Source organism: Peteryoungia wuzhouensis, assembly GCF_003205195.1.
Taxonomy (GTDB): domain Bacteria; phylum Pseudomonadota; class Alphaproteobacteria; order Rhizobiales; family Rhizobiaceae; genus Allorhizobium; species Allorhizobium wuzhouense.
Genome location: NZ_QJRY01000002.1, coordinates 98,738 through 123,174, shown reverse-complemented (window position 1 = coordinate 123,174; position 24,437 = coordinate 98,738). Strand labels below are relative to the sequence as shown.

Here is a 24,437-nt window from a genome sequence, read left to right as displayed (position 1 = left end):
GCTTCGACACTGTCACGGATGCATTTCAACTTCCTAAATGAAGCCGCACGTCATTTGCCGCGAATGTCCCGGTCGCCGTGGTGGGGGCGGTGTCTCTGGAGACTGCTGAGCTGAGGGCGCGGTCACTTCGGGGGAAGATGAAGGTCCAGGTAATTCAGTGTCTGGGCCAAGGCGCTGTCGCGTGTGACCGAGGCGGGATCAAGACCCATTCTGAGCCACAAGCCGTCGATCAAGGCGCTGATGCCGAGGGCCAGTCGTTGAGCGTCGGGGCGATCGACAAGCTCTTTCAGGGCCGACAGCAGGTTCGAGCGCATTCTGGCGTGAAAGGCTGCCTGAAGGCGGGCCAGCTGCGGTTCACGCGGGACTTCGGCGCAGAGCGACAGCCAGGCGTGGCTGATCGAGGGTTTGAAGAATTCCTCTTCGAAATTGCCGAGAATGATGGCCTCGACCCTTTCCCGCGGGTTGCGCGCCTGGCGCAAGCGGTCGACCACCGCCAGCCGCAAGGCGGCATTGGCCTCGCGCATGGCATGCTCGAACAGCTCTTCCTTATTGCGGAAATAGTGGAGGACGATGCCTTTCGATGCGCCTGCATAGGCTGCCACTTTTTCCAGCGTCGTTCCGGCGAGCCCTTCCGTCTGCAGAACGCTATAGGCCGCCTGGCGCAATTCCTTGCGGCGGATTTCGCTGATCCTCGACAGTTTTACCATGGCCCCACCTCTCCGACGCTTGCCTCTCATTGACAGGTCAACTGAAAAGATCAAGAGTTGACCGACTGGTCAACTCTATGACCAACGGTACAATACAAGGGGAGCCGCAATGAGGACAACACGCATATTCACGCCGAGGCATGCCGCCTTTGCCGCATTTTTGTCGATGACGGTCTTTGGCGGCAGCGTCCGGGCCGCAGAGCCTGAGAGCTGTCAGACGGTTCGGCTGGCCGAACCAGGCTGGAACGACCTTGCCTTTACCACCGGCGTTGGAATGACGCTGTTGAAGCAGCTCGGCTACGCGCCGCAGTCCTCCCTGCTGGGGATCGACGTGATCTATCTCAGCTTGAAGAACAAGGATCTCGATGTCTTCCTTGGTTACTGGGATCCGGCCATGATCACCTATGCCAAGTCCTATCTGGAGGAGGGCTCGGTTGAACCGGTTACGGTCAATCTCGAAGGTGCCAAATACACGTTTGCGGTCCCGTCCTATGTCTACGAGGCTGGCGTCAAGGATTTCGCCGATCTGCAGAAATTTGCCGACAAGTTCGACCACAAGCTTTACGGCATCGAGCCCGGCTCCAACCAGCTGATGCTCGATGCCCTGGATGATCCGTCTCTGGGGCTTTCCAGTTGGGAAGTGGTGGAATCGAGCGAACAGGGCATGCTTGCCGAAGTTCAGCGGCACGTGAAGGAGAACAGCTTCATCGTTTTCCAGGGCTGGGCGCCGCATCCGATGAACACGCAATTCGACATGAAATATCTGACCGGCGGGGACAAATTCTACGGACCGAATTTCGGTGCCGCGACGGTTTCGACGCAGGTGCGCAAGGGATATGCCCAGGAATGCCCGAATGTGGCGCGCCTGCTGCAAAACCTCAAATTCGACATCGAATTCGAAAACAAGGGCATGGGATATCTGATGGAGGACGGATTGGCGCCGGAGGATGCGGCCGCCAAGGCGATCACCGAGGAGCCGAAGAGGCTGGAGGCCTGGCTGTCAGGCGTCACCACCTTCGACGGCAAGCCGGGGCTCGACGCTGTGCGTCAGGGTCTCAAACTTTGAGCTCAACCACCATGGATGCCTGGCGCCTTGGCAAACGGACTGTTTGCCTGGCGTCGGGTCGAAACCTCGCTGTCGTCGATACCGGCGGCGAGGGCGATGTTGCCCTGCTGTTGCACGGCTATACCGACACAAGCCGCAGCTATCAGGCGCTGGCGCCGCATCTGGCCGGGCTTCGCCTTGTCATTCCCGATCTTCCCGGGCATGGCGACAGCGCCGAGGATGAAAGGGCCGATCTTTCGACGCTGGTCGAGGATATGGTGGCGGTCTCGCGTGCCCTTGATGTGGTGCCGTCGCTGGTCGTCGGGCATTCCTTCGGCTCACTGCTTGCGCTCGAGATCGCAAGACGGGAGGTCTGGCCGGGGGCGAAGTTCGTGATTCTGGCGGGGACGCCGTATCCCAATCTCGGGGGGCTGTCATCGCTGGCGCCGATCCGCCATTTCGCCGACCCGGTCGCCATGTCTGATCCCTTTCTGACGCAGTGGTATGCCGGACCCGTGGCACTCGATCCGCAATTTCTCGAGACGGTGAAGGCCGAGGCTGTGTGCATGCCGGCACGGATCTGGCGACATTATCTCGACATGCTGGAGAGCCTGGATCTGCGCGAGGGGCTCGGCGGCATCCGCGCGCCACTGCTCTCGATCGCCGGAGACCTCGACCACTTGTTCGATGCCCGCCATGGGGATGCGATCTGCCAGGTATTGCCGGACGCCCGGATTGTGAGGCTGCCCGACAGCGGGCACAATCCGCACTGGGAGGCGCCGGAGCGGGTCGCAGGCCTGATCAGGCGGTGGCTGACCGCGCGGGATGGCGACGCTCAGGTCCTCGACGTTGCCGTCTAACGGGTCCACAGAGCCGGTCCTGATCGCTGCCGTCGACGCGGAAACGACCATCCCTTGTCGTAAGGTGGACGGGTCGGCGACCCTTGATGGATTGTGGGGGTGTGTGGCCTCGTCCTTCGAGGCCCGCTTGGGCGGGCACCTCAGGATGAGGGGTGACGTTGTTTTTTGCGGCCGTTTCTTTATTGAGCGGGCGTGGGTGCTCGGGGAAAGACCCCTCCCAAACCCTCCCCACAAGGGGGAGGGCTTAACCTGGACGCGGCACCGTCCTCTGCCGTGTGATACCCCCTCTGGCCTCCTGAGCTTGTCGAAGGGCGGCCATCTCCCCCTCAAGGGGGGAGATCGGACCCCGCGAGGGGCATAGGGTGTAACCGGTGGCCTTACACCACCACGCCCGTCCGGTTGCTCGACATGGTCAGCTTGCGTTCCGCGCGCTCCTGCTGGGGGGAGCGGTTGTAGAGTTCGCGGTAACACTTGGAGAAATGGGAGGCGGAGACGAAGCCGCAGGCGACGGCGACTTCGACGACGGGCATGGAGGACTGGACCAGCAGGTGGCGGGCGCGGTCGAGGCGGATTTCGAGATAGTAGCGGGCGGGGGAGCGGCCCATCTCTTGTCTGAAGAGGCGCTCGATCTGGCGGCGGGAGAGGCCGGCGTCGTCGGCGATTTCGAGGAGCGACAGGGGTTCCGCGAGATTGGCTTCCATCAGCTCGATGATCTGCAGCACCTTGGAATTCTGCACGCCGAGGCGAGCGCGGAGCGGCAGGCGTTGGCGGTCGTTGGCGGAGCGGACGCGGTCGGTCAGGTGCTGTTCGCAGACGCGATTGACGAGGCCTTCGCCGAAATCCTGGCCGATCAGGTTCAGCATCATGTCGAGCGAGGCGGTGCCGCCGGCGCAGGTGTAGAGATTGCCGTCGACTTCATAGAGGTCGGCATAGACTTCCGCCTGGGGGAAGGTCTCAGAAAAGCCGGGCAGGTTTTCCCAGTGGATGGCGCAGCGCTTGCCATTCAACAGACCGGCCTGGGCCAGTACATGGGCGCCCGTACAGAGCGAGCCGACGGCGACATTGCGGTTATAGGCTTCGCGCAGCCAGGCATTGACCGACTTGTTGTTGAACTCCTCGACATAGATGCCGGAACAGACGATCGCCATGTTCGGACGGTTTTCGCCGCCGAGAAAACGGCGCTCGTCGGCGAGCGAGGAGTTCACCTCGATGCCGATGCCGGAGGAGGAATAGACCTTCTGGCCATCGACCGAGGCGAGGCGCCACTCATAGGCGGCGTAACCCAACATGCGGTTGGCGATGCGCAGCGTCTCGATGGCGCCGGCAAAGGGCAAAAGCGTGAAATGCGGTACGAGGAAGAAGACGAGCGAACGCTTCTTGGTCTGCGTCGGTTGCTTGCTCATGGATGTGCCCGGTGTCCTTGCTGCCGTTCCCTTGTTTTCTGGCATGCTCGGCTGGAAACGGTCGAGGGGATGTTCGTTTCGCGACATTGTCATGAAATCGCGCGCCGTGGAAGCGTCCGGGCTTGCTGCGGCGCGACATTTTCCTGCGATTTTCAGGCTGCGACGCCGTGAACCAGGGCTTGATGATCGTCAGGACGGCAGATCGTTGAAATGCAATGGCTTCGCAGGCTGACGGCGGCAGGCGGACGGGTCCGGGCTTTCGCCCATTTGCGACGCGGCGGGGCGGCCGCGTCGCAAAGGGCCTCGCGGTGGATCGGGGTCAGCGGGCGGTGTCGCCGGCAGGCCAGCCCAGGTCCTTGCGCAGATCGAAAGGCAGGGCTTCGAGGGCCGCCCGGTCGCGACGCGCGCGGTGGTGTTCGGCGATGGTGCGGGCGAGACCATTCAGTTTCGTCGCGAGGCGGCCGGCCGCGCGGCGCGCCATGGCGCCCAGGGTGGCGGCGGGGGCGGTGCGGGTGATCGGGGTATCGCAGCAAACCATGGTCATGGTCTTCATCCTTTTCGGTTCCTGGCGGCCCTGTCTTCATCCTTGTTTCGGGGCCGGAGTGAGGTATCGCTCAGGTTGATGCATCAATCCAACGAATGTTTCTGATGCCTGTCATTCTGAAACGTGATCAATTGCCGGAGGCGGGTGAGGCCGAGATCATCCCGCAGGGCCGGCGTCAGCGGCGCCAATTCGCGCTTCGTGGCGCGCAGGGTCGCCTGATTGCGGGTGTGGGCGATGGCCTTGGTAAGGCTCGCGCCGAGAGCGGTGAAGGCTGGTTGCGGCATGGGGCGGCTCCTCTATTCCTGGACTGTGCGGAGAAGCATGCGCCCCGATTGACATTCAATCAAACGCAATAGTATCGTCTTCAAGTTCAATTTTGTTGAAGGTAAATCGCCATGACGCTCATGCTGCGCCAGCCGCTTCCGCTTCTCGACAACGACGTTCTCCGGACATTTGTCGCGATCGCCGAAACCGGCAGTTTCACCACGGCTGCCGACCGGGTGTTTCGCACGCCCTCGGCGGTGTCGATGCAGATCAAGAAGCTGGAGGAGCAGCTGAACGTGACGCTCTTCCTGCGCGATGCGCGCTCGGTGACGCTGACGGAAAGCGGCGAGGTGCTGCTTCCCTATGCGCGGCGGATGCTGGCCTTGTCCAACGAGGCGGTCGGACGGTTTCGCATGCCGGAGATGAAGGGCGTCGTCAGGCTCGGGGCGCCCGACGATATCGGCGAGCGTTTCATGCCGACGATCCTCAGGCGGTTTGCCGAGCTTTATCCGCTGATCATGGTGGACCTGACGGTGGATACCTCGGGCGCGCTTCGGCGCAGGCTGGCCGAGCAGCGGCTGGATCTGACGCTGGTCAATTGCGCGCCGGGTGCCGTGGTGCATGACGGCGAGGTGATCCACCAGGAGCAGCTGGTCTGGGCGGGGGCGAAATGCGGGACGGCGCATTTGCGCGATCCGCTGCCCGTGTCGATCTGGGAGGATGGCTGCTGCTGGCGGGCGGATGCGCTGGCCAGGCTCGACAAGGACCGGCGGCCTTATCGCATCGCCTATCTCTCGGCCCATACAATGGCGCAGCGCGCGGCCGTGATTGCCGATCTGGCGGTGGCGCCGCTCCCGCGCAGCTATCTGACCGACGACATGACGGCGCTGGGCGCCAAACACGGGTTGCCGGAGCTCGGATCCTTCGAGGTCAGGCTTTTGACCGGCAAGGAGACGTCAGAGACGATCCAGGCGGTGGCCGACAGCGTGCGTTATGCCTTTTCCGAGATGATCGGCATGGCGGCGTGAGGGGGTGGGATTGGTAAGCGGTTGGCGATTTCTGAAATTAGGGAAATGCCGAAATGGATGATGGCCAGTAGGCAGTAGGCAGTAGGATTTGCGTGCGCATGGTGGATGAGACGAAGGTGGTCAGGCTCGAGGATTTTGTCGGCCAGGCTTACGACAAGCTGCGTTATGGCGACACGGACCGGCAGGGGCATGTCAACAATGCCGTCTTTGCGACCTTCATGGAAACGGGGCGTGTGGAGCTGATCTACAATCCAGAGGATCCGCTGCTGGAGGACGGCTTTTCCTTTGTGCTCGCCAAGCTGGACATTGATTATGTCGCGGAGGTCTTGTGGCCGGGCACGGTCGAGATCGGCACGCGGGTGACGCGTGTCGGGCGGTCGTCGGTGACCATGAGCCAAGCGGTGTTTCAGGCGGGCAGGCTCTGTGCGTCTGCCGAGACGGTGGTGGTGCATTTCGACCAGGCGACGCGCAAGTCGCATGCGTTTTCTGACGCGCAGCGGGCGAAACTCGCAGGGTGGATGCGGGCGGAATAGGGCCGCAGGACTCTCGCTAAGGTTCCAGGGCGGGCATCGGTCGATGCGCCGCCCCATTTTATGCCCTTGTCAAAATAATAAGTCCATGCTTATGATAAGTTATGGCTTATCATTTAAGGACCCTTCAGGCTTTGGCCGACGATACGCGGCGCGATCTCTTCGAGAAGATCGCGGCGCGGCCGCAGACCGTTGCGGATCTCGCGCGTGTCGTTCCGGTGTCGCAGCCGGCCGTGTCGCAGCATCTGAAGGTGTTGAAGGAGGCGGGGCTGGTCACAGATCGCGCGGAGGGGCGGCGGCGGATCTATGCGATCGACCCGAACGGGCTCGGGCCGTTGCGCGCCTGGCTTGACCAATTCTGGGATCAGCAACTGGCGGCCTTTCAGCGCGCCGTCGAGGAAGGGGACGACGTATGAACGAGCATTTGCAGATCAAGCCCGCGCCGATCGTCAAACGATTCACCGTCAGGGCAAGCCGCGAGCGGGCCTTCGACGTGTTTTCCGCCGGCATGGGCGACTGGTGGCTGAAGACGCATTCGCTGACCAAGAGCGGGGCGAAGACTGTTGTCATCGAGCCCTTTGCCGGCGGGCGTTGGTACGAAATCGGCAATGGCGGCGAGGAGTGCGACTGGGGCCGGGTGCTGGTGTTCGACCGACCGGGGCGGCTGGTGCTGTCCTGGCAGCTCAATGGCGACTGGGTCTTCGATCCAGACCTGTTGACCGAGGTGGAGGTGGTGTTCACCGCTCTGTCAGAGACGGAGACGCAGGTCGATTTCGAACACCGGCTGATCGAGAACTTCGGCGCTGCCGCGGAGCGGACACGGTCGATCCTCGAGGCCGAAGGCGGTTGGACGGGGCTGCTGGCTATTTATGCGGAATTTGCCGGCCGTGGCTGATTTCAATCTGATGAGACATGGCGGCCGTGCTTGCCGCCATGTCTGGCTCCATCAGGAGCGTTCCAGGGCCTTTTCGTAGAGCTGCTGGCTCTCCGTCAAGACCTCGTCGAGACGACGGCCCTCTTGAAAATGGGCGAGGTGGTCGGGATAGCCCACACCTGCGGGCACCTTGGGGCAGATTTCGGGCGTGCCGAGACGGGTTTCGACCGGGATGACGCCGGCCCAGACCGCAGCGTCGACATCGGCCGGGTCGTCGGAGACGCCGCCTGAGCGGATCTTGGCCGAGGCTTCCTCGATGCGCATGCCGATGACCATGGTGCCCTTGGCCTCCTGCGGATCGTTGTCGCGCAGAATATCGGCGCGGCCGGGATAGAAGCGGTCGACGACGGATTTCAGGGCGTCCGCCTTTTCCTGCGGGTCGTCGATGATCCGGGCCGTGCCAAAACACATGGCGGAGCGGTAATTGGCCGAATGGTGGAAGCCGGAGCGGGCGAGGATGAGGCCGTCGAGATGGGCGACGGTGAGACAGACGGGCAAACCCGCCTTCTGGGTCTTCAGCATGCGGCTGGCCGAGGAGCCGTGCCAGAACAGCCAGTCGCCCTCGCGCCAGTGGATGGTCGGCGTGCAATAGGGCTGGCCGTCGATGACATAGGCGACGTGACAGAGGAGGGCGGCATCGAGCACGGCATAGACGGCGTCGCGGTCATAGGCCGCGCGTTCATGCAGGCGCTTTGCCCGGTTGCGCGGGGTGACGGGGAAGGTTTCGGGTGCTGGACGTTCGTTCATGCTTGCCTCCTGGATGCGGATGGCGCAGGGATAAGCGACATGATTGGTCCAAAGAAGATCCATGATGATGCAAAAACCTCGAACCAATTCCGACTGGTCGGCCAATACCCCCATCCTGCCGGCGCAGGGGCCGCGGCGGCTGGCGCTGTACCGGTCGCTGCGCGACCTGATCGAGAGCGGCCAGATGCGGCCCGGCGACAAGCTGCCGACGACGCGGGACATTTCCAGCCGCTTCCGCGTGTCGCGCGGGGCAGCTGTCGCGGCTTACGAGATGCTGGTGGCGGACGGCTTTGCCGAGGCGCGGGTGGGGGCCGGGACCTATGTGGCCGACGCCGTGCCGCTCCGGCAAGCCGCGCTGCCGGCGAAGCCGATCCTGGTGGAGGAGGCGCGGGCGCCTTTGCCCGGGGCACTCGGCTGTTCGACGGCGGACGAGACGACGCTTCGGATTTTCCGCATGCTGATGAACCGGCATCTGACGCAGCCTTCGGCGCGGCATTTTCACTACAATGATCCGGCGGGCAGCCTGGCGCTCAGAGTGGAAATCGCCGCCTATCTGAAGGCTGCGCGCGGGGTTGTGTGTGAACCGGACCAGGTGATCATGACGGCGGGCACGCAGCAGGGGCTGGATCTGGCGGTGCGGACGCTGTTGAAACCGGGCGACCCCGTCTGGATCGAGGATCCCTGTTATGTCGCGGCAAGGGACGTGTTCGAAGCCTCCGGTCTCGCCATCACCCCGGTGCCCGTGGATGGGGAGGGGATCGACGTCTCCGCCGGCATGGCTGCGGCATCGGCTGCCAAGGCCGTTTATGTGACGCCGTCGCATCAATATCCGCTCGGGGTCACGCTTTCGATGGCCCGGCGGCTGTCCCTGATCGACTGGGCGCGGCGGGCGGGTGCCTATATCATCGAGGACGACTATGACAGCGAGTTCCGCTTTGCCGGCCCGCCGCTCAGCGCCCTGCAGGGCATTGATGGCTCGGGCCGGGTGATCTATGTCGGCACCTTCTCCAAGACCCTGCTGCCGGGGTTCCGGATCGGCTATCTCGTCGTACCCTGCGCCTTGCGTGAGCGCATCCTGACCATTCGCCGGCTCACGGATCGTTTTCCCTCGACGCTGGCAGAGGATGCGCTGACCGAATTTCTGCGCGACGGGCATTTTTCGGCGCATATCAAGCGGGCGCGCAAGCGGGTGAAGGCGGCGCGGGATGCGCTGGTGGAGGCGCTGCGCTGCGATCGGCTGACGGTGACCGTGCCGGAGCAGGGGCTGCATCTGGTTGCGGAACTCGACGGCGCGGAAGACGATTGCGCGCTGGCGCATCAGGCCCGGGCCGTCGGCTTCGGGGTCAAGGCGCTGTCGCCGCTTTATGCCGGGCCGACCGAGCGGCGGGGGCTGGTGGTGGGGTTTTCGGGGTTTCAGCCGGAGGTGCTGGCTGAGGCGGCGCGGCGGTTCGTGAGCGGGCTTTGAGGCGGTGTCGGTGATCGCGGCAGGGTGACTGGAGCAGGACTTTTGCCGTGCGTTACCCCCCTCTGTCGGCTGCGCCGACATCTCCCCCACAAGGGGGGAGAGTGGGGCGTCGCGTCTGCCGCTCTGTCGATGGCATGATGGATGCGGGCGAGAGGCCGACGTTTCTGCCGGTCTCCCCCCTTGTGGGGAAGATGTCCGGCAGGACAGAGGGGGGGTAACCCTCACACGCAGTAGCTTCCGTGCGGCTACGATCGCCGAAATTTTTCCTCAAATGGATCTGCGGCAATGGCTGTGTGAAGGTGCTGCGGCGTCAGATTTTGGCGTTTTGCGGGTTCAAGGATTTGAAGGTCAAGTATTTCAGCCCGGTGCGTGGGGCAAAGCAGGAGGCGCTGGCGAAGATGGTAGAGGATGCGGCGGGGATTTTGGGGTGAGGGGGTATTTTAGCCGTGACCAAATTGGTCGCATTCAGTGCGGACACGGTAAAGCAGATCGGCATTAGGCGCCATTTCCAAACAAAAATAGGAGATAGCTTTCGTATTTCCGGCGCGCATTCAGCGATTGACTGCAATCTAACGTGGATGTTGACTGTTCTTCTTCGATATAGGCTTTGGAGATCTGATAGCAGTGGTTTGCGCCTACTGGCCGCCAAAAACCGAGCCAACCGAAGACATTCTTGGGAGAGCAAATGCCAATGCTGCAGAAAATTATCGACATCCAGAAGATAGGCCGCTTTGAAAAACTGACGGCGCCGGGCGCGCTGCGCTTCTCGAAGGTTACGCTCATCTTCGGCGAGAATGGCTGGGGCAAATCTACATTGGCCGACATCCTGCGCTCGCTGACACGTAACCATCCTGATATTATCAAAGGTCGCAAAACGCTGGCGACCGGCGGTAGTCAGAAGGTCCTGCTGCTCGTAGACGGACAGCAGTGTGCCTTCGATGGTGCAGTTTGGACCGGCACGCGCCCGCGCATTGCCATATTCGATCAGGCCTTCATCAACGAGAATGTCTTTTCCGGCGATTCTGTCTCACTCGATCACATGAAGCGCCAGTACGGACTTGTCGTCGGCGCGGAAGGTGTCGCGCTCATTGGGCAGGCTGTTGATATCGACCGGCAACTGAAGGAAGTGGGTCAGGAACTGGCGGAAAAGGACCAGTACCTCACTACCATCTCAGCTGCGCTCAATTTGCGTATGACGACCGACGCTTTTTCCGACCTTGCAGTACTCGACGCGGCGGATGAACAGATCGCTTCGAAGGAAGTTGAAGTCCGGCGCGCGACCGAAAAGGAGCAAATCAGGCTCGCGGCACTACCGCACATAGTTCCTGTGCCGACTTCGGCCGCCGAACTGACCGCCGTTTTCCGCCAAACTCCCGATCAGGTCACTACCGATCTGCACCGCACACTGCAAGATCACGTCGCGCGGCATGCCACGGGGCATCCCACACCAGTCGCGCAGGAGACATGGCTTGAAATGGGCCTTGCCTTCGACGCGGCGTACGAGTGCCCCTATTGTGGACAGAAACTGCAAGACCGCAGTTTGCTCGACCTCTATGCCGCCTATTTCAGCGAAGCCTATAAGAGTCTTGCTGGCTCAGTGCAACAGCGCCGCAAGACGCTGGAACGCTACGGGCGCGGTGATTTTCGCCAGGCGCTCGCCGGAACGACGGACTCCAACCGCGCGGTGATCGCAAACCTCAAGGCCCTAACCGGTGAGGGCAGCGATGCAGTGCTCGACGTCACGGAGATCGCGACCCGTATGGAGGACGCGGCTGCGGGCCTCGATCTGGTCTTCCAGAGCAAACAGGAAGACCTAGTCTCGCAGATCGAGGAGAGCGTCTACGAGACGCTGGCGCGCCAGTGGGATGAAGGGCGAGCTGCTGTTGTCGCCTATAATGAAGAAATAGCCGCCTTTGGCCAGCGGATCGACAATATCCGGCGCGTCCAGGAAAGCGCTAATCTCGGCTCCCTGAGAAACGAGTTAGCCGTGTTGCAGGCGCGCCGTAAACGACATGAAGCTGCAGTGGCGACGATCGTCGATGAGCGCAGGACACTTCTCAGCAAACAAAAGAAGCTTAGGGCGCAGAAAGAAGACCTGCGCGGAAAGCTGACCGCTCACACCAGCCGCGTAACTTCAACGCTCGGGGCGACAATCAACGCTTATCTCGATCGCCTCGGGGCCGGTTTCCAGATCGACTATCAACCGCCCAACTACAAGGGAAAGGAGCCCGCCGCCGACTATTCTATTCTAATCAACCGTACCGCTGTGCCACCGCGCGCTGATGACATTGCTGCGCCCAGCTTTAAAAACACCCTTTCGAGCGCCGACAAGTCGGTGCTCGCGCTCGCGCTGTTTCTCGCAACTGTCAATTCGGATAGGAATCTTGCCGAGACCATCGTCGTGCTCGATGACCCGTTCACGAGCATGGACGAATTCCGTCGCACCTTCACCGTCAACGAGATCAACAAACTTACCGACCGTGCCGCGCAGGTGATCGTGCTGTCTCACGAACTGGGCTTCCTACGTCTGCTGTGGGATCGTATCGATCAGGGCAAGATCACATCGTGCGCCATCCAGACGGGTGCGCCGGGCATCGCAAGCCTTGCTGCCTTCGATCTTGAGAAAGCAACCCAGCCCCGCCATGAAACCGAGCGGATGAAGATGATCAATTTCATAGATGCCACCGAAGGCGAGCCGGGGGAAATCCGGGCGTTATTGCGCAAGGTACTGGAGCATTTCTACCGTAACGGCGACTCCGAAATATTCGCGCCGGATGAATTGCTCGACGGCATTATTCGTAAGCTGGAGACACTGCCCGCCGACTATCGCTACAAGGGCGCGCTGGAAGAGCTAAGGGAAATCAACTTCTATACGCGCAATTTCCACCATGCGCCCGTCGCCGGCAGCGTGAGCGAGAGTACTTCCATCGAAGAACTAAGGACCTATTGCCGTCGCGTACGCGAATTGACCCGCGGAAGCCCCTGAAGTAGCGCCGAGTCGGCATCACTCCCGTTCAATGGTTTAGTGAATGGATGTCAGCTCATGGTCGGCGACCATGCTAAGTTCAACTACCAGCACGGAGGCACTAAACGGCCTCTCAAAACAGGAACGCACCCACCCCACTACTCCCTACTTCTCCTTCTCCTCCGCCCGCCACCTTCGCCATCCCCCTCCGCCAGAACCTTCCGCTCCGGCAGCGTCACTGCCGCCGAGAGCTTCGGAAACGGATCGACCTTGTTCGGCAGCGCCATGGCGTCGATGAAGAGTTGCTGGAAGTGGGGCTCCAGCGCCGTTTCGATCTTTTCGATGCGGGTGACGGTGTCCTCGATCTCGCGGCGGTAGTCGCGGTTGAGGAGGGCCATCAGGGCGCCGGTGCCGGCGGCGTTGCCGACGGCTTTGACTTCCGAGAGCTCGCAATCGGGGATGAGGCCGAGCACCATCGCGTATTTCGGATCGATGAAGGAGCCGAAGGCGCCGGCGAAGCGGATGGTGTCGACGGTTTCGACTTCGAGCTTTTCCATCAGGAGCTTGATGCCGGCATAAAGCGCGGCTTTCGCGAGCTGGATGGCGCGCACGTCGTTTTGCGTCACCGTGATCTTCTGGGCGCCGTCATGCAGCAGGTAGGAGAAGGTGCGGCCGTTTTCGAGGATGCGGGGGCTTTTGGCCGCCATGCCGCCATCGACGACGCCGTCGGTGGAGATGACGCCGGAGAGATACATTTCGGCGACGACCTCGATGATGGCCGAGCCGCAGATGCCGGTGATGCCGGTCTTTTCGGCGGCTTCTGCAAAACCGTCCTCGTTCGACCACTGCTCGACGCCGATGACCTTGAAGCGAGGTTCGAGTGTTTCAGGGTCGATGCGGACGCGCTCGATGGCGCCGGGGGCGGCGCGCTGGCCGCAGGAAATTTCCGCCCCTTCGAAGGCGGGGCCAGTGGGCGAGGAGGCGGCAACGGTGCGCTCGCGGTTACCGAGCACGATCTCGGCGTTTGTGCCGACATCGACGAGCAGCATCATCTTGTCCTGGCGGTGCGGGCCTTCCGAGAGCGTCGCACCGGCGGCGTCAGCCCCGACATGGCCGGCGATGCAGGGCAGGCAGTAGACGCGGGCGCCGTGGTTGATGGCGAGATCGATCTCGCGCGACCAGGTGTGCACGGCGCCCGAGACGGCGAGCGCAAAGGGCGCCTGGCCGAGTTCGGTCGGGTCGATGCCGAGGAAGAGGTGGTGCATGATCGGATTGGCGACGAAGACGGCATCGAGGATGTCGTTTGCATGGACGCCGGCTTCCGCACAGACCTTGATGGTCAGATCGTTGATCGCCTGACGGACCGCCTTGGTCATGGCCTCGCGGCCATCGGGGTTCATCATCACATAGGAGACGCGGCTCATCAGGTCTTCGCCGAAGCGGATCTGCGGGTTCGACGTGCCGGAGGAGGCGATGACGCGGCCTGATAGCAGCGAGACGAGATGCATGGCGATCGTCGTCGAGCCGATGTCGCAGGCGATGCCATAGGCCTCGTTATGGAGGCCCGGCCAGAGCGCGATCATGTTGGGGCGCGAGGTGTCGAGGTCGCGGTGGATGGCGGCGGTGACGCCCCAGTTGCCCTTGCGGAGCGTCTTCTGGACATCGGGCAGGAGGTGCTGGGCAACGAGGATGTCGTGGAAACCCCAATCCTTTTCCAGCATCAGGTTCAGCCGGTCGAGATCGCCTAGCGGCTTGTGCATATCGGGTTCGTCAACCTCGACATAACACAGCTGGATCGCCGGATTGCGCGGGAAGGTGCGGTCGGTCGCGGCCTTGCGGATGACCTGGGCGTTGACGACGGTATCCGGGGGAACGTCGACGACGAGATCGCCCTGAATGGTGGCCGAGCAGGAGAGGCGGCGGCCCTCCGGAATGGTGCGGACTTCGGCGTAGCGCTTTTCCTTTGGCCCGACGGGCGAGATGTGATCGTTCGACGAGGTGATGCCGTGTTTGGCGAACTGGCCTTCCTGGACCTCGATCTGGCAGCGCCCGCAGGTGGCGCGGCCGCCGCAGACGCTTTCGACATAGACGCCGAGCGTGCGGGCGGCTTCGAGCACCGTGGTGCCGACGGGGAAACGGCCACGCTTGCCGGAGGGCATGAAGAGGACGAGGGGATCGGTGGTCTCGGTCATCAGGGTCTTTCAGTTTCGAGGGACGTCTCCCTCATCTGTTGCGAGGGGGGTACCCCCCTCTGTCACTTCGTGACATCTCCCCCACAAGGGGGGAGAGTGGTGCGCAACCTCACTCCGTTGCAGCGCCGGAACCGGCCCGCGCCGCGCGGCCGCCGCGGCGGCCGGAGGCCGCACCCGGGGCGGTGGTGGAGGCGGGGGCGCCGGCTTCGGCGGGTTTGTGGTCGCGGTAGGTCATGATCCAGTTGCCGCAGTTCGGGTCGGTGCCGTTCAGGACGTTTGCGGCGCGCACGGCTTCCATTTCCTGCGGGCGGCAGGGGTTCATGATGGCGGATGTCATGCCGGCGCCGATGACCATGGGGATGAAGCCGGCATTGATGCCGTGGCGATGCGGCAGACCGAAGGAGATGTTGGAGAGGCCGCAGGTGGTGTTGACCTTCAGCTCGTTGCGCAGGCGGTGCAGCAGGGCGAAGACCTGGCGGCCGGCATCACCGAGCGCGCCGATCGGCATCACCAGCGGGTCAACGACGACGTCTTCCGGCTTGATGCCATAATCCATGGCGCGTTCGACGATCTTCTTGGCGACGGCGAAGCGCACATCCGGATCCATGGAAATGCCGGTCTCGTCGTTGGAGATGGCGACCACGGGCACGTTGTATTTGGCGCAGAGCGGCAGGATGGCCTCGAGCTTTTCTTCCTCGCCGGTGACGGAATTGACCAGCGGGCGGCCCTTGGCGACCTTGAGGGCGGCCTCGATGGCGGCGGTGACGGATGAGTCGATCGAGAGCGGCACGTCGACCAGGCCCTGGACGATTTCCATGGTCTTGACCAGGAGGCCCGGCTCTGTCTCGTTCGGGTTGACCGAGGTGACGCCGGCATTGACGTCGAGCATGGTGGCGCCGGCGGCGACCTGTTCCAGCGCATCCTTGATGACGGTGTCGAAATTGCCTTCGATCATCTCGGCGGCGAGCTTCTTGCGGCCCGTCGGGTTGATGCGCTCGCCGATCACGCAGAAGGGCTGGTCGAAGCCGATGATGATTTCGCGGGTTGCGGATGCGACGATGGTGCGGGTCATTTCAGTCCTCCGGTCGGTGCCGGCTGTTGCGCGGCTTGAATGGGATGTGCCGGCAGGTGCCGGGAAAAAGCAATGGGGTGTCGTCAGTGCGGCTGGGGCTGGGCGGCCTTGGCAGCCATTTCCTGCTGGTCCTGCACCGGATCGGCGCCGATTTCGCGCATGCGCAAGGCCGCGATGTCATCGGCACGGGCATGCTCGCGTTTCCACGGCTGGCGGCCCTTCAGCACGCCGGATTCATGGACGATCTCGGCGACATATTCTTCCTGGCGATAGGCCATGACATGCACGCCGGAGACGCCCTCGATCTCCTTCACCTCGTTGATGATGTCGATGCAGAGCTGCTTGCCTTCCTTCTTCTGATCCTGCGCGCCTTCCAGGCGGGCGATCACATGGTCCGGAATGTGGATGCCGGGCACGTTGGAGCGGATCCATTTGGCGGTCTTGGCCGAGGCGAGCGGACCGACGCCGACGAGGATGTAGCATTTCTCGTGGAAGCCGAGATCGCGGACCTTCGCCATGTAATCGCGGAACATCGGCACGTCGAAGCAATACTGGCTCTGGACGAATTGCGCGCCGGCCTCGATCTTCTTGCCGAGACGATAGGGGCGGAAATCATAGGGCGGGGCGAAGGGGTTGATCGCGGCGCCGAGGAAGACTTTTGGCGGGGTGGTCAGCTTGCGGCCGGAGAGGAATTTCGACTCGTCGCGCATGGTGCGCACGGTTTCCAGAAGCGACATGCAGTCGAGGTCGAAGACCGGTTTGGCACCGGGCTGGTCGCCGGCCTGCACGCCGTCGCCGGTCAGGCACATGATGTTCGCGACACCCATGGCGGCCGCACCCAGCACGTCGCCCTGGATGGCGATGCGGTTCTTGTCGCGGCAGGCGATCTGCATAATCGGGGCGTAACCCATGCGGGTGAGCAGCGCGCAGATGCCGACGGAGGACATGTGGCAATTGGCGCCTGACGCGTCGACCGCGTTGATGCCATCGACCCAGCCGTCGAAGACTTTGGCACGCTCATAGACGTCTTCCGGATCGGCACTGTCGGGCGGGTTGAGTTCCGCCGTGACGGCGAATTCGCCACGCCGCAAGACACGTTCCAGGCGCCCCAGGGATGAATGACCGGGCAGAGGATCGAGTGGGAGATGGGCGCCGAGCGGGTTTTCGTCGATATGGGCCATGGCTCAGGCTTCCTTTGCCGAATACTTTTCCCGCCCTTCGGCGGCTTCTGCCGTCACCCGCAGCCAGGAGGATGTTTCGCGCAGCGACTGGTTGACCGGCTTTTGCACCTTCAGGATCGCATCGCCCGCGACCATGTTGCGCGAGCCGCTCCAGGCCTGGACCCAGACGCAGGGCATGTCGGGTTCGACTTCGCAATTGCCATTGGCGCGCACGCCGCCGCAAGGGCCGTTGCGCAGCTGTTTCGGACAGTTCATCGGGCAGGACATGCCGGTCGAGGACAAGACGCACTGGCCGCACATGCGACAGTCGAACAGCAGGCCCTTCACATTGCGCTCGACAAAGGTGACCGGGGTTTCGACCCTGTTGTAGCCGAGCTTTTTCCAGACCGGATGGAGGAAGAGGAAGGCGCTGGCGAAATTGCGGTAGAACCATTCGAGAAAGCGCGAATGGCGCACGGCCCAGAGGCGGATGGTATAGGAGCGGCGGGCGCGGCGGTTGGGCGATACGCCCGAGGGCGTGAAGGCACCGGTTGCGGCCTTGGCAGCCGGGGCGGCGTTGCCCTTCTTCGGCGGACCGGGATCGACAAGTTTGGGTTCACCCATTGTCGCGGCCCCCGGCATGGACCAGCGCCACGAGGCGCGCCTTGTCGTAAGCGGCTTCGATCTCGGCGGCAGCGGCCTCGGCCTCGGCTTCGAGGTCGTCGCCGACGGGAACCGGATCGGCCTTGCGCCAGTCGGCGAGATAGGCGTCGGTTTCAGCGGCGCCCGTGCGCATCGCGGCCATGTCGATGGCCTCGGTGAAGCGCAGCGAGAGCTCGCGTTTGGCCGATTTACGCCCCTGCTTGACGATCACCTGCGCTGGAATATCGCGCCAATAAACGACGATCCTGTCTGCCATGCCACTCTCTCCCTTTGCAGGCCAGAATGCACGGGGGGCATTCGCCGGACTGCGCTTTTCACGACGTCGCAAGTCGCCAAAAACGACTTGGGTCCGTTTTACCAGATTCGGCTGACGATGCCGTGTCCGATCCACGACCAGAGGGTCGGGGGAAAGCGCAGTGCCGAGGGGCCGGAGGGCGGGTAAGGACGGAGCGTGCCGTTCAGGGCATCGCTGACCGATTGGGCGGTGATATCGAGGGCGGCGAGGGTGAGAACGAGCGGATAAGTCGAGATGAAATCGCCCTTGGACGGACGTGTCCGTACCTCGTAGAGCGTGCCGCCGGTGTCGGTGCCGGCATCAACGAGATGGAGGGTCGCGCCGAAATTCGCGGTGTCGTTTTCGCGCAGCGACCAGTAGCCGCCCATCTGGCCGCGATAGCCTGGATTGATGCCGGCATGCAGGTTGATGACGGGGCAGGGCATTACGGCAAGCTGGCGCGGCGACATCAGGCGGGTGGAGACGAGCAGGACGGCGGCGGGCTTCAGGTCCGCGACAAGGCTTGCCGTCTCCTCGGCATTGATCGAGGTGACGGGATGGATCGGGATCGTATCGGGCAGTGTTCGATCGAGGCCATGTTCAGCGAGCAGTGCGGCAACGCGGCGATCGGCGAGGCGGCGAAGCAGGCGGGCGGCGATCATGGTGCCGAGCTGGCCAAGCGCCGTGATCCAGCCGAGTTTGCGGGCGCGGCGGCGGGTAATCTCGCCCTTTCCTTCCGGCTGTTCCAGAAGGACATGGATGTCGAAGCCCCGCCGCGCGAGGTCGGCTGCGACGATGGTCGGGTTGAGGCCGCCGGCGGTCATCAACAGGACCGGGCGGCTCTCAGGTCTGGAATGCCTGACACGCATCAGATGACGAATGCGACGACGGCAAAGGCGGTGTAGACGACGAAGCCGGCGACTGCGAGCGACAGGAGGCCGATGATGCCGCCGACGAGTACGCCGAGACCGTCGCGCTGCGAATGGGCAAAACCGAGGACGGCGAGCGCAAAGGCCGGCGGCCAGTTGCCAAGTGGGATGGGCAGGAAAACGACAATCGCGAGGATCAGCGCGAGGAGGCCGATCAGGCGCTCGGCAAAACGGCTTTCGAACAGCCAGAAGCGGGGGATGACGAGCTTTTCGGCCCAGCGCATCCAGGGGACGAGGCGGTTGACGATGGCCTCGAAAGTTTCCGGCTGCACGCCGTAGTCGCCGATGCGCGCGGGGAAGAAAACGCGGCCACCGGGGGAGGCGGCCATCTGCCACGCGATGAAGATCAGCGGAAGGCCGAGGATGAAGGTGCTGCCGGGCGGCAGCGGCACGAGGTTGGGAAGGGCAAAGACCAGGAGGAAGGCACCGAAGGAGCGGTCCTGCAGGGCAATCGCGATGTCGCGGATCGTAACCTTGCGGTCCCGGGTGCGGGCGAGCCGCACGAGAAGGTCCGAGAGATTTTCCGGCTGATAATGGTCACGTGCAGTGGCGAGACCTGCCACCCATGTTTCTGCCCTGTCGGTCATATCTGCTTCTCTTGGTTTTTGTTGACCTAGCCCCGAGTGTGGCGGGAGGTGATTACGGGTCAATTAAGGTGGAGGCGGCGCAGACGGGGATATGGGCGGATGGTGAAGGGATCGTGAAGGAATGCTGCAGGGACGATGCAGGGGCGCTGGATCTATATGCGAACGGTCGAGGCTATGAGATGAGAGGGGTAGGCTGGGTGAATGCCGTAACCCTAGAACCTCAGTCGACCCGAGGTTGCTCTTCAGATCCCTACGTGGCTGCTGACCAGTCCATCGGCAGCGAACCGATGGATCATAATCATAGGTGGATCATTCACGGTAGGAATGCTGGGTCCTCCGAACCAAAGGGGGTTTGCCGCGCAGATCGAACCGCAGATGTGAGCAGGAATTGGCCCCAGCATCGCGCTCATAGGTCTGTGTACGTGACCCGACGAGATTGCCAACTGCCCGCGCGATCGCTGTTCCAACAGCCCACCTAACTCCTTTCGCCCGTGCGCGATCACCGCGTCAATCGGCGGAATCCCGCATGGCACGACATGGTGGTGGGTGAAGATGAGCGTAGATTGTGCTCCGGGCAAATCCAGAACTTGTTTTAACCAGTCCAGATGTTGGGCGACGTCACCAGCCGCCGATCCAGAGAGGCTAGTGTCTAATCCTACCAATCGAATTGCGCCAAACTCCGCCATGAAATGGACCGCTTCGCAGTTGTCGACCTGACCGTGGCGATGCGTGAAAGCCGAGCTAAGCGCACGTCGATCGTCTGAGTTTCCTGGCACCACCAGAACAGGACAATTCAGCGCATTAAGGCAACTTTCGATTTGAGCATATCCTTCCGTCCATCCTCCATCGATAAGGTCTCCCGATACGACCACGACATCGGGTTTGACTTCTGCAAGCCATGATACTGCACACGTCAGACGCGACATGTTATCGTTGCCCGGTGCAGCGTGAACATCAGAAATCTGCGCGACGATCATTATGCACCTCCAAAACTTGTTGTTAGACCATAACGCCGCGTCGCTTTCTTCGAAACATCCTGGTGAACCTATCGATCCAGCTACATGGCGTGAAACGACTGTTAGCAGCAATTCGGTCCATGTCCGCAATTGGCCCATTCCAGCCAAGACGTCGTCGCCCAAGCGACGGGGACACGTCTAAGCTTTCGGTTCGAGCCGGTATCGCCACGCTGAGATATCAGCCTACCACCCTGCCTTGATTTCTCCCTGATCCTTTGCGAGCGATTTTGGTTCCATTGCCGCTTGATCGGGGAGATTCGTCATGGCCTATCCGTCTTTGAACCTCTGTGCGCGCGCCATCTTGGCGCTTTCTCTGCTGCTCGGGCTCTCTGCCTGCGGCAATACCATCCGCGGTGTGGGCAAGGATATCGGCGGCGTGGTCGATGCGACGCAGGATGCCGGGCGCAATGTTGCCAATTCGGTGAAGTGAGGCGGTTCAGGCGGCGGCGGGAGCCGTGTTGCGGGCTGCGGCCGTCAGCTCGGGGGCGAGGTCGCCATAGCCGGTGAAGCGGTATTCGTAATCCAGCTTCAGATAGTCGGCCGCCCATTTGGCCTTGGCCTGCAGTTCGGCGTCTTCCGTCTGGGCGAGGTAGACGATCTTCGTATAGTTGCCGAAGACCATGTCGCGCAGTTCGGGATGGCGGTCGAGCTTCAAGGGTTCGATGACGAAGGCTTCGAACTGGCGCGTGATGAGATCCGTCAGGTAGAAGGCGGTGAACTCCGTTTCGCATTCGGCGAGGAATTTTTCCGTGCCGGTGAAGAAGGCGTAACAGTGCGGGCCGGAGAGGCGGGTGATGCCTTCCTCGGCGCAGATCGTGTCGATCTCGCCCTGTGTGCCGCATTCGGCATAACCCAGGAAGATGTTGTCATGACCGGACGCACGGGCCTCGGCGATCTTGTCGCGAAGCGCAGGCGCGATCTTCTGCGGGGTGACGTGCCAGATGGCGGGCAGGCATTCGAGCGTCAGATGATCAAGGCCGTTCAGGGCTTTGACCGCAAGAATCTCACGCGCGATCGCACCGCATGCGATCACGTGAACTTTTTCGGATTTCGCGCGTTGTTCCATCGCAATCCACTCGTTACCCTTACAGAAGGTACACCAACATGATGGCGAAAAAACTGACAGCCGGCGCAGCCCTCGTTCTCACCGTCTTCGCGCTCTCGTCTTGCGGCAATACGATCCGCGGCGTCGGCCAGGATGCTGCCAATACCGTCAACGCGACGCAGTCCGCTGCGAACAACGTGGACGCCGCAGCCTCCCGCTAACCGCGATCGCGCGGGGGACCCGCTTTGAGCGCATCTAATACAGGAGAGGGAGCATGACGCTCACCGCTATCGCCAAGGCCAGTGCTATCTATATGTTGGCGGCCATCCTGATTGCAGGCGGGCAGGTTGCGTTCGAAACGTTCGCACCCGCCCGCCATGCAGGCCTGATCACGGAAGCCGGCCTTTAGGGGCCGGCTTCGTCACATTTCCCGTAAAGCGGTCAGGCGCGAGCGCCCATGCTGTTGTGCCGGCGGCTGATGAAATCCTTGGCGGTTTCGACCGCGACGGCGGCATCGCGACAATAGGCGTCGGCGCCGACCGCCTTGCCGAATTCCTCATTGAGCGGCGCGCCGCCAACGAGCACGACGTAGTCGTCGCGGATACCCTTTTCCTTCATCGTGTCGATGACGACCTTCATGTAGGGCATCGTCGTGGTCAGCAGCGCCGACATGCCGAGGATGTCAGGCTTTTCGCGTTCCAGCGCTTCCAGATAGTTTTCGACCGGATTGTTGATGCCGAGGTCGATGACATCGAAGCCGGCACCTTCCATCATCATGCCGACGAGGTTCTTGCCGATGTCGTGGATGTCGCCCTTGACGGTGCCGATCACCATCTTGCCCTGCTTGGGCGCGCCGGTGGCGGCCAGAAGCGGGCGCAGGATCGTCATGCCGGCCTTCATCGCATTGGCCGAGAGCAGAACTTCCGGCACGAAGAGAATGCCGTCGCGGAAGTCGATGCCGACGATGCGCATGCCCTCGACGAGCGCCTGGGTTAGAATGTCATAAGGCGCCCAGCCGCGCTCCAGGAGGATATTCGTAGCTTCCTCGATCTCCTCCTTCAGGCCGTCATACAGGTCGTCATGCATCTGCTGCACGAGCTCTTCATCGGAGAGTTCGGAAAGAATGATGTCGTCGTCGGCCATGATGGTGCTTCCCGCTTGGATTTCAACGCGATTCCGATCGCGCCGGGCAAGAGACTGCCTGATTGAAAGTTAAACCTCAAGTTCGTGAAAAACTCTTTTCGAAAGCGACGCGGCGGCCCTGAAAAGCGACGGGGACAGACAAGAGCCTTCCTCGGCGATGTCTGTGAGACACAAGCCGTTGGCGCATAAAGGATGGTTTCACAAGCGGATTGGAATAGCATAATGCAGGAGAGAAGCAGCGCGGATGAGCGCTCGAGCGAGGAAACAGACATGGACGAGATTACGGCAGAACCGGGCGCAGGCCGCCGCCAACGCGGCGAAGGACGGGGGGCTGCGGCCCGCAGGGCATCGCGCAGCGGCGGTGGTGCCGGGCCTGCCATGCCTTACATCACCCGCAAGATCAAGGCTTACGAGGTCCTGGACGAGGAGGGCCTGGAGCTCATCGAGCGCAATGCCGACATCGTGCTTGAGGAAATCGGCATCGAATTCCGCGACGATGCGGAAGCCTTGGAACTCTGGAAGAATGCCGGCGCCGATGTGCGTGGCCAGCGTGTGCATTTCCCCAAGGGCCTCTGCCGCGAACTCCTGAAAACGGCACCCTCGGAATTTACATGGCATGCCCGCAATCCGGAGCGCAGCGTGCGCATCGGCGGCAATGCCACCGTGTTTGCGCCGGTCTACGGCTCGCCTTTCGTGCGCGACCTCGAAGGCGTCAGGCGCTATGCGACGCTTGAGGATTTCCGCAATTTCGTGAAGCTCGCCTATATGGCGCCGTCGATCCATTCGTCGGGCGGCACTGTCTGCGAGCCGGTCGATATTCCGGTCAACAAGCGTCACCTCGATATGGTCTACAGCCATATCAAATATTCCGACAAGCCGTTCATGGGTTCGGTGACGGCACCGGAACGGGCGGAAGATTCAGTTGCGATGGCGAAGCTCGTCTTCGGCGACGAGTTTGTCGAAAACAACTGCGTCATGCTGAACCTGATCAATGCCAACTCGCCGATGGTGTTCGACGAGACCATGCTCGGCGCTTCCAAGGTCTATGCGCGTCACAACCAGGCGTCCGTCATTTCGCCCTTCATCCTGTCGGGTGCGATGAGCCCTGTCACGGTTGCCGGCACACTGACGCAAATCCTGGCGGAAGTGCTGGCGGGGGCCTCGTTTACCCAGCTGATCCGCAAGGGCGCGCCGGTTCTCTTCGGCACATTCGCCGCCTCGATCTCCATGCAGTCCGGCGCGCCGACCTTCGGCACGCCGGAACCGGCGCTCGTCTCCTATGGGGCGGCCCAGCTCGCACGCCGCATGGGGCTGCCGTTCCGTACCGGTGGCTCGCTCTGTGCCTCCAAGGTGCCGGATGCGCAGGCGGCGCACGAGAGCGCCAATACGCTCAACATGACGCTGCTGGCCGGCGCCAACTTCGTACTGCATGCGGCCGGATGGCTCGAAGGCGGCCTTGCCGCCTGCTACGAGAAGTTCATGATCGACCAGGATCAGCTCGGCATGATGCAGAAGATGGCGGAAGGCGTCGATCTCTCGGAAAGCGGCCAGGCGATGGACGCGATCCGGGAAGTCGGTCCCGGCGCACATTACCTCGGCTGTGCGCATACGCAGGCCAATTTCCAGACGGCCTTCTATCGTTCGGCGCTTGCCGACAACAACTCCTTCGAGCAGTGGGAAATCGAAGGCCGCAAGCGGATCGAAGATCGTGCCAATGCGCTCTGCCGGTCCTGGCTCGACAGTTACGAGGCACCGGCGCTCGATCCTGCCATTGATGAGGCGCTCTTGGCCTATATCGCAGATCGCAAGAACTCGATGGCGGATGCCTTCACCTGAAAGGGTCCCGTTGCCAGGGAGCAAGGCG

Annotated in this window: 28 protein-coding genes; 13 read left to right on the top strand and 15 right to left on the bottom strand. The window is 62.3% G+C overall.

All coding sequences use genetic code 11. The annotated features are described in order from the left end of the window. Nucleotides 1-122: 122 nt before the first annotated feature. On the bottom strand, nt 123-707 hold the full coding sequence (betI, locus tag DMY87_RS06505; RefSeq protein ID WP_110790504.1) for a choline-binding transcriptional repressor BetI: 585 nt from the start codon (nt 705-707) through the stop codon (nt 123-125). 166 nt (nt 708-873) lie between these two features. Here betI and choX point away from each other — a divergent pair, with 166 nt between their 5' ends. Both choX and DMY87_RS06495 read left to right on the top strand, forming a co-directional pair. Further along, complete coding sequence (gene choX, locus DMY87_RS06500; RefSeq protein WP_110790976.1) at nt 874-1,773, top strand: choline ABC transporter substrate-binding protein; 900 nt, start codon at nt 874-876, stop codon at nt 1,771-1,773. Beyond that, entirely contained in the window at nt 1,770-2,612 is an 843-nt protein-coding gene (locus DMY87_RS06495) for an alpha/beta fold hydrolase (RefSeq protein ID WP_133253003.1), read from the top strand. The genes choX and DMY87_RS06495 overlap by 4 nt, the downstream gene beginning before the upstream one ends. A 377-nt stretch (nt 2,613-2,989) precedes the next feature. Here the strand turns inward: DMY87_RS06495 and DMY87_RS06490 are convergent, their stop codons facing one another. From DMY87_RS06490 to DMY87_RS06480, 3 genes are all read right to left on the bottom strand, one after another. Then, nucleotides 2,990-4,015 (bottom strand): GlxA family transcriptional regulator, encoded by a 1,026-nt coding sequence (locus tag DMY87_RS06490; RefSeq protein WP_110790502.1) that lies wholly within the window; start codon nt 4,013-4,015, stop codon nt 2,990-2,992. Nucleotides 4,016-4,334: 319 nt separating this feature from the next. Further along, nucleotides 4,335-4,568: a hypothetical protein gene (locus tag DMY87_RS06485; RefSeq protein ID WP_110790501.1), complete on the bottom strand. Its 234-nt coding sequence runs from the start codon at nt 4,566-4,568 to the stop codon at nt 4,335-4,337. Nucleotides 4,569-4,642: 74 nt separating this feature from the next. Then, entirely contained in the window at nt 4,643-4,843 is a 201-nt protein-coding gene (locus DMY87_RS06480; protein ID WP_110790500.1) for a hypothetical protein, read from the bottom strand. A 111-nt stretch (nt 4,844-4,954) separates the two neighbouring features. Between DMY87_RS06480 and DMY87_RS06475 the strand changes: the two genes are divergently transcribed. The 4 genes from DMY87_RS06475 (at nt 4,955) to DMY87_RS06460 (ending at nt 7,276) form a co-directional block, all read left to right on the top strand. Continuing rightward, nucleotides 4,955-5,851, top strand: coding sequence for a LysR family transcriptional regulator (locus tag DMY87_RS06475; protein WP_110790499.1), 897 nt, complete (start codon nt 4,955-4,957; stop codon nt 5,849-5,851). Nucleotides 5,852-5,949: 98 nt separating this feature from the next. Beyond that, a complete protein-coding gene (locus tag DMY87_RS06470) occupies nt 5,950-6,384 on the top strand; it encodes an acyl-CoA thioesterase (RefSeq protein WP_110790498.1) in 435 nt (144 codons plus the stop codon). A 101-nt stretch (nt 6,385-6,485) separates the two neighbouring features. After that, nucleotides 6,486-6,797 (top strand): ArsR/SmtB family transcription factor, encoded by a 312-nt coding sequence (locus DMY87_RS06465; protein ID WP_110790497.1) that lies wholly within the window; start codon nt 6,486-6,488, stop codon nt 6,795-6,797. Further along, entirely contained in the window at nt 6,794-7,276 is a 483-nt protein-coding gene (locus DMY87_RS06460; protein WP_110790496.1) for an SRPBCC family protein, read from the top strand. The genes DMY87_RS06465 and DMY87_RS06460 overlap by 4 nt, the downstream gene beginning before the upstream one ends. A gap of 51 nt (nt 7,277-7,327) precedes the next feature. On the opposite strand, the gene DMY87_RS06455 is transcribed toward DMY87_RS06460, so the two are convergent. Further along, nucleotides 7,328-8,062, bottom strand: a complete 735-nt coding sequence (locus DMY87_RS06455; protein WP_245408842.1) for a pyridoxamine 5'-phosphate oxidase family protein — start codon at nt 8,060-8,062, stop codon at nt 7,328-7,330. A 64-nt stretch (nt 8,063-8,126) separates the two neighbouring features. On the opposite strand from DMY87_RS06455, the gene pdxR reads away from it, so the two are divergent. The 3 genes from pdxR to DMY87_RS06440 all read left to right on the top strand — a co-directional run bounded on the left by pdxR (nt 8,127) and on the right by DMY87_RS06440 (nt 12,513). Then, entirely contained in the window at nt 8,127-9,527 is a 1,401-nt protein-coding gene (pdxR, locus tag DMY87_RS06450) for a MocR-like pyridoxine biosynthesis transcription factor PdxR (RefSeq protein ID WP_245408841.1), read from the top strand. A 239-nt stretch (nt 9,528-9,766) separates the two neighbouring features. After that, a complete protein-coding gene (locus tag DMY87_RS06445; RefSeq protein WP_205908149.1) occupies nt 9,767-9,958 on the top strand; it encodes an NADPH-dependent FMN reductase family protein in 192 nt (63 codons plus the stop codon). A 260-nt stretch (nt 9,959-10,218) separates the two neighbouring features. Continuing rightward, complete coding sequence (locus tag DMY87_RS06440; RefSeq protein WP_165826165.1) at nt 10,219-12,513, top strand: AAA family ATPase; 2,295 nt, start codon at nt 10,219-10,221, stop codon at nt 12,511-12,513. Nucleotides 12,514-12,650: 137 nt separating this feature from the next. On the opposite strand, the gene DMY87_RS06435 is transcribed toward DMY87_RS06440, so the two are convergent. From DMY87_RS06435 to DMY87_RS06400, 8 genes are all read right to left on the bottom strand, one after another. Further along, nucleotides 12,651-14,684 carry an ASKHA domain-containing protein gene (locus DMY87_RS06435; RefSeq protein WP_110790492.1) on the bottom strand — a complete coding sequence of 678 codons (2,034 nt, stop codon included), beginning with the start codon at nt 14,682-14,684 and terminating at the stop codon, nt 12,651-12,653. A 109-nt stretch (nt 14,685-14,793) separates the two neighbouring features. Then, nucleotides 14,794-15,756, bottom strand: coding sequence for a methyltetrahydrofolate cobalamin methyltransferase (locus DMY87_RS06430; protein WP_110790491.1), 963 nt, complete (start codon nt 15,754-15,756; stop codon nt 14,794-14,796). Between the two features lie 83 nt (nt 15,757-15,839). After that, complete coding sequence (locus DMY87_RS06425) at nt 15,840-16,937, bottom strand: methylenetetrahydrofolate reductase (protein ID WP_110790490.1); 1,098 nt, start codon at nt 16,935-16,937, stop codon at nt 15,840-15,842. Between the two features lie 3 nt (nt 16,938-16,940). After that, entirely contained in the window at nt 16,941-17,540 is a 600-nt protein-coding gene (locus DMY87_RS06420; RefSeq protein ID WP_110790489.1) for a methylenetetrahydrofolate reductase C-terminal domain-containing protein, read from the bottom strand. Continuing rightward, on the bottom strand, nt 17,533-17,835 hold the full coding sequence (locus DMY87_RS06415) for a virulence factor (RefSeq protein ID WP_110790488.1): 303 nt from the start codon (nt 17,833-17,835) through the stop codon (nt 17,533-17,535). The genes DMY87_RS06420 and DMY87_RS06415 overlap by 8 nt, the downstream gene beginning before the upstream one ends. A 98-nt stretch (nt 17,836-17,933) precedes the next feature. Continuing rightward, on the bottom strand, nt 17,934-18,677 hold the full coding sequence (locus DMY87_RS06410; protein ID WP_110790487.1) for a formyl transferase: 744 nt from the start codon (nt 18,675-18,677) through the stop codon (nt 17,934-17,936). A gap of 44 nt (nt 18,678-18,721) precedes the next feature. Next, entirely contained in the window at nt 18,722-19,369 is a 648-nt protein-coding gene (locus DMY87_RS06405; RefSeq protein ID WP_110790486.1) for an exopolysaccharide biosynthesis protein, read from the bottom strand. 242 nt (nt 19,370-19,611) lie between these two features. Next, entirely contained in the window at nt 19,612-20,346 is a 735-nt protein-coding gene (locus tag DMY87_RS06400) for a metallophosphoesterase (RefSeq protein WP_165826164.1), read from the bottom strand. 316 nt (nt 20,347-20,662) lie between these two features. On the opposite strand from DMY87_RS06400, the gene DMY87_RS06395 reads away from it, so the two are divergent. After that, the gene (locus tag DMY87_RS06395) at nt 20,663-20,815 is read left to right on the top strand and encodes an entericidin domain-containing protein (RefSeq protein WP_425353484.1); all 153 of its coding nucleotides are present in this window, start codon (nt 20,663-20,665) and stop codon (nt 20,813-20,815) included. 6 nt (nt 20,816-20,821) lie between these two features. Here DMY87_RS06395 and DMY87_RS06390 read toward each other — a convergent pair whose 3' ends face one another. After that, the gene (locus DMY87_RS06390; RefSeq protein WP_110790483.1) at nt 20,822-21,451 is read right to left on the bottom strand and encodes a DUF1638 domain-containing protein; all 630 of its coding nucleotides are present in this window, start codon (nt 21,449-21,451) and stop codon (nt 20,822-20,824) included. A gap of 38 nt (nt 21,452-21,489) precedes the next feature. Between DMY87_RS06390 and DMY87_RS06385 the strand changes: the two genes are divergently transcribed. Further along, entirely contained in the window at nt 21,490-21,651 is a 162-nt protein-coding gene (locus DMY87_RS06385; protein ID WP_110790482.1) for an entericidin domain-containing protein, read from the top strand. Between the two features lie 53 nt (nt 21,652-21,704). Next, entirely contained in the window at nt 21,705-21,839 is a 135-nt protein-coding gene (locus DMY87_RS24540) for a hypothetical protein (RefSeq protein ID WP_280953039.1), read from the top strand. 32 nt (nt 21,840-21,871) lie between these two features. On the opposite strand, the gene DMY87_RS06380 is transcribed toward DMY87_RS24540, so the two are convergent. After that, on the bottom strand, nt 21,872-22,573 hold the full coding sequence (locus tag DMY87_RS06380; protein WP_110790481.1) for a corrinoid protein: 702 nt from the start codon (nt 22,571-22,573) through the stop codon (nt 21,872-21,874). 270 nt (nt 22,574-22,843) lie between these two features. On the opposite strand from DMY87_RS06380, the gene DMY87_RS06375 reads away from it, so the two are divergent. Continuing rightward, complete coding sequence (locus DMY87_RS06375) at nt 22,844-24,409, top strand: trimethylamine methyltransferase family protein (protein ID WP_110790480.1); 1,566 nt, start codon at nt 22,844-22,846, stop codon at nt 24,407-24,409. Nucleotides 24,410-24,437 lie beyond the last annotated feature (28 nt).

What these genes read in the sequence shown, in the direction of transcription:
- betI (WP_110790504.1), bottom strand. Translation starts at nt 707, where the DNA reads ATGGTAAAACTGTCGAGGATCAGCGAAATCCGCCGCAAGGAATTGCGC.
- choX (WP_110790976.1), top strand. Translation starts at nt 874, where the DNA reads ATGACGGTCTTTGGCGGCAGCGTCCGGGCCGCAGAGCCTGAGAGCTGT.
- DMY87_RS06490 (WP_110790502.1), bottom strand. Translation starts at nt 4,015, where the DNA reads ATGAGCAAGCAACCGACGCAGACCAAGAAGCGTTCGCTCGTCTTCTTC.
- DMY87_RS06485 (WP_110790501.1), bottom strand. Translation starts at nt 4,568, where the DNA reads ATGAAGACCATGACCATGGTTTGCTGCGATACCCCGATCACCCGCACC.
- DMY87_RS06480 (WP_110790500.1), bottom strand. Translation starts at nt 4,843, where the DNA reads ATGCCGCAACCAGCCTTCACCGCTCTCGGCGCGAGCCTTACCAAGGCC.
- DMY87_RS06475 (WP_110790499.1), top strand. Translation starts at nt 4,955, where the DNA reads ATGACGCTCATGCTGCGCCAGCCGCTTCCGCTTCTCGACAACGACGTT.
- DMY87_RS06470 (WP_110790498.1), top strand. Translation starts at nt 5,950, where the DNA reads ATGGTGGATGAGACGAAGGTGGTCAGGCTCGAGGATTTTGTCGGCCAG.
- DMY87_RS06465 (WP_110790497.1), top strand. Translation starts at nt 6,486, where the DNA reads ATGGCTTATCATTTAAGGACCCTTCAGGCTTTGGCCGACGATACGCGG.
- DMY87_RS06460 (WP_110790496.1), top strand. Translation starts at nt 6,794, where the DNA reads ATGAACGAGCATTTGCAGATCAAGCCCGCGCCGATCGTCAAACGATTC.
- DMY87_RS06455 (WP_245408842.1), bottom strand. Translation starts at nt 8,062, where the DNA reads ATGAACGAACGTCCAGCACCCGAAACCTTCCCCGTCACCCCGCGCAAC.
- pdxR (WP_245408841.1), top strand. Translation starts at nt 8,127, where the DNA reads ATGATGCAAAAACCTCGAACCAATTCCGACTGGTCGGCCAATACCCCC.
- DMY87_RS06440 (WP_165826165.1), top strand. Translation starts at nt 10,219, where the DNA reads ATGCTGCAGAAAATTATCGACATCCAGAAGATAGGCCGCTTTGAAAAA.
- DMY87_RS06435 (WP_110790492.1), bottom strand. Translation starts at nt 14,684, where the DNA reads ATGACCGAGACCACCGATCCCCTCGTCCTCTTCATGCCCTCCGGCAAG.
- DMY87_RS06430 (WP_110790491.1), bottom strand. Translation starts at nt 15,756, where the DNA reads ATGACCCGCACCATCGTCGCATCCGCAACCCGCGAAATCATCATCGGC.
- DMY87_RS06425 (WP_110790490.1), bottom strand. Translation starts at nt 16,937, where the DNA reads ATGGCCCATATCGACGAAAACCCGCTCGGCGCCCATCTCCCACTCGAT.
- DMY87_RS06420 (WP_110790489.1), bottom strand. Translation starts at nt 17,540, where the DNA reads ATGGGTGAACCCAAACTTGTCGATCCCGGTCCGCCGAAGAAGGGCAAC.
- DMY87_RS06415 (WP_110790488.1), bottom strand. Translation starts at nt 17,835, where the DNA reads ATGGCAGACAGGATCGTCGTTTATTGGCGCGATATTCCAGCGCAGGTG.
- DMY87_RS06410 (WP_110790487.1), bottom strand. Translation starts at nt 18,677, where the DNA reads ATGACCGCCGGCGGCCTCAACCCGACCATCGTCGCAGCCGACCTCGCG.
- DMY87_RS06405 (WP_110790486.1), bottom strand. Translation starts at nt 19,369, where the DNA reads ATGACCGACAGGGCAGAAACATGGGTGGCAGGTCTCGCCACTGCACGT.
- DMY87_RS06400 (WP_165826164.1), bottom strand. Translation starts at nt 20,346, where the DNA reads ATGATCGTCGCGCAGATTTCTGATGTTCACGCTGCACCGGGCAACGAT.
- DMY87_RS06390 (WP_110790483.1), bottom strand. Translation starts at nt 21,451, where the DNA reads ATGGAACAACGCGCGAAATCCGAAAAAGTTCACGTGATCGCATGCGGT.
- DMY87_RS06385 (WP_110790482.1), top strand. Translation starts at nt 21,490, where the DNA reads ATGATGGCGAAAAAACTGACAGCCGGCGCAGCCCTCGTTCTCACCGTC.
- DMY87_RS24540 (WP_280953039.1), top strand. Translation starts at nt 21,705, where the DNA reads ATGACGCTCACCGCTATCGCCAAGGCCAGTGCTATCTATATGTTGGCG.
- DMY87_RS06380 (WP_110790481.1), bottom strand. Translation starts at nt 22,573, where the DNA reads ATGGCCGACGACGACATCATTCTTTCCGAACTCTCCGATGAAGAGCTC.
- DMY87_RS06375 (WP_110790480.1), top strand. Translation starts at nt 22,844, where the DNA reads ATGGACGAGATTACGGCAGAACCGGGCGCAGGCCGCCGCCAACGCGGC.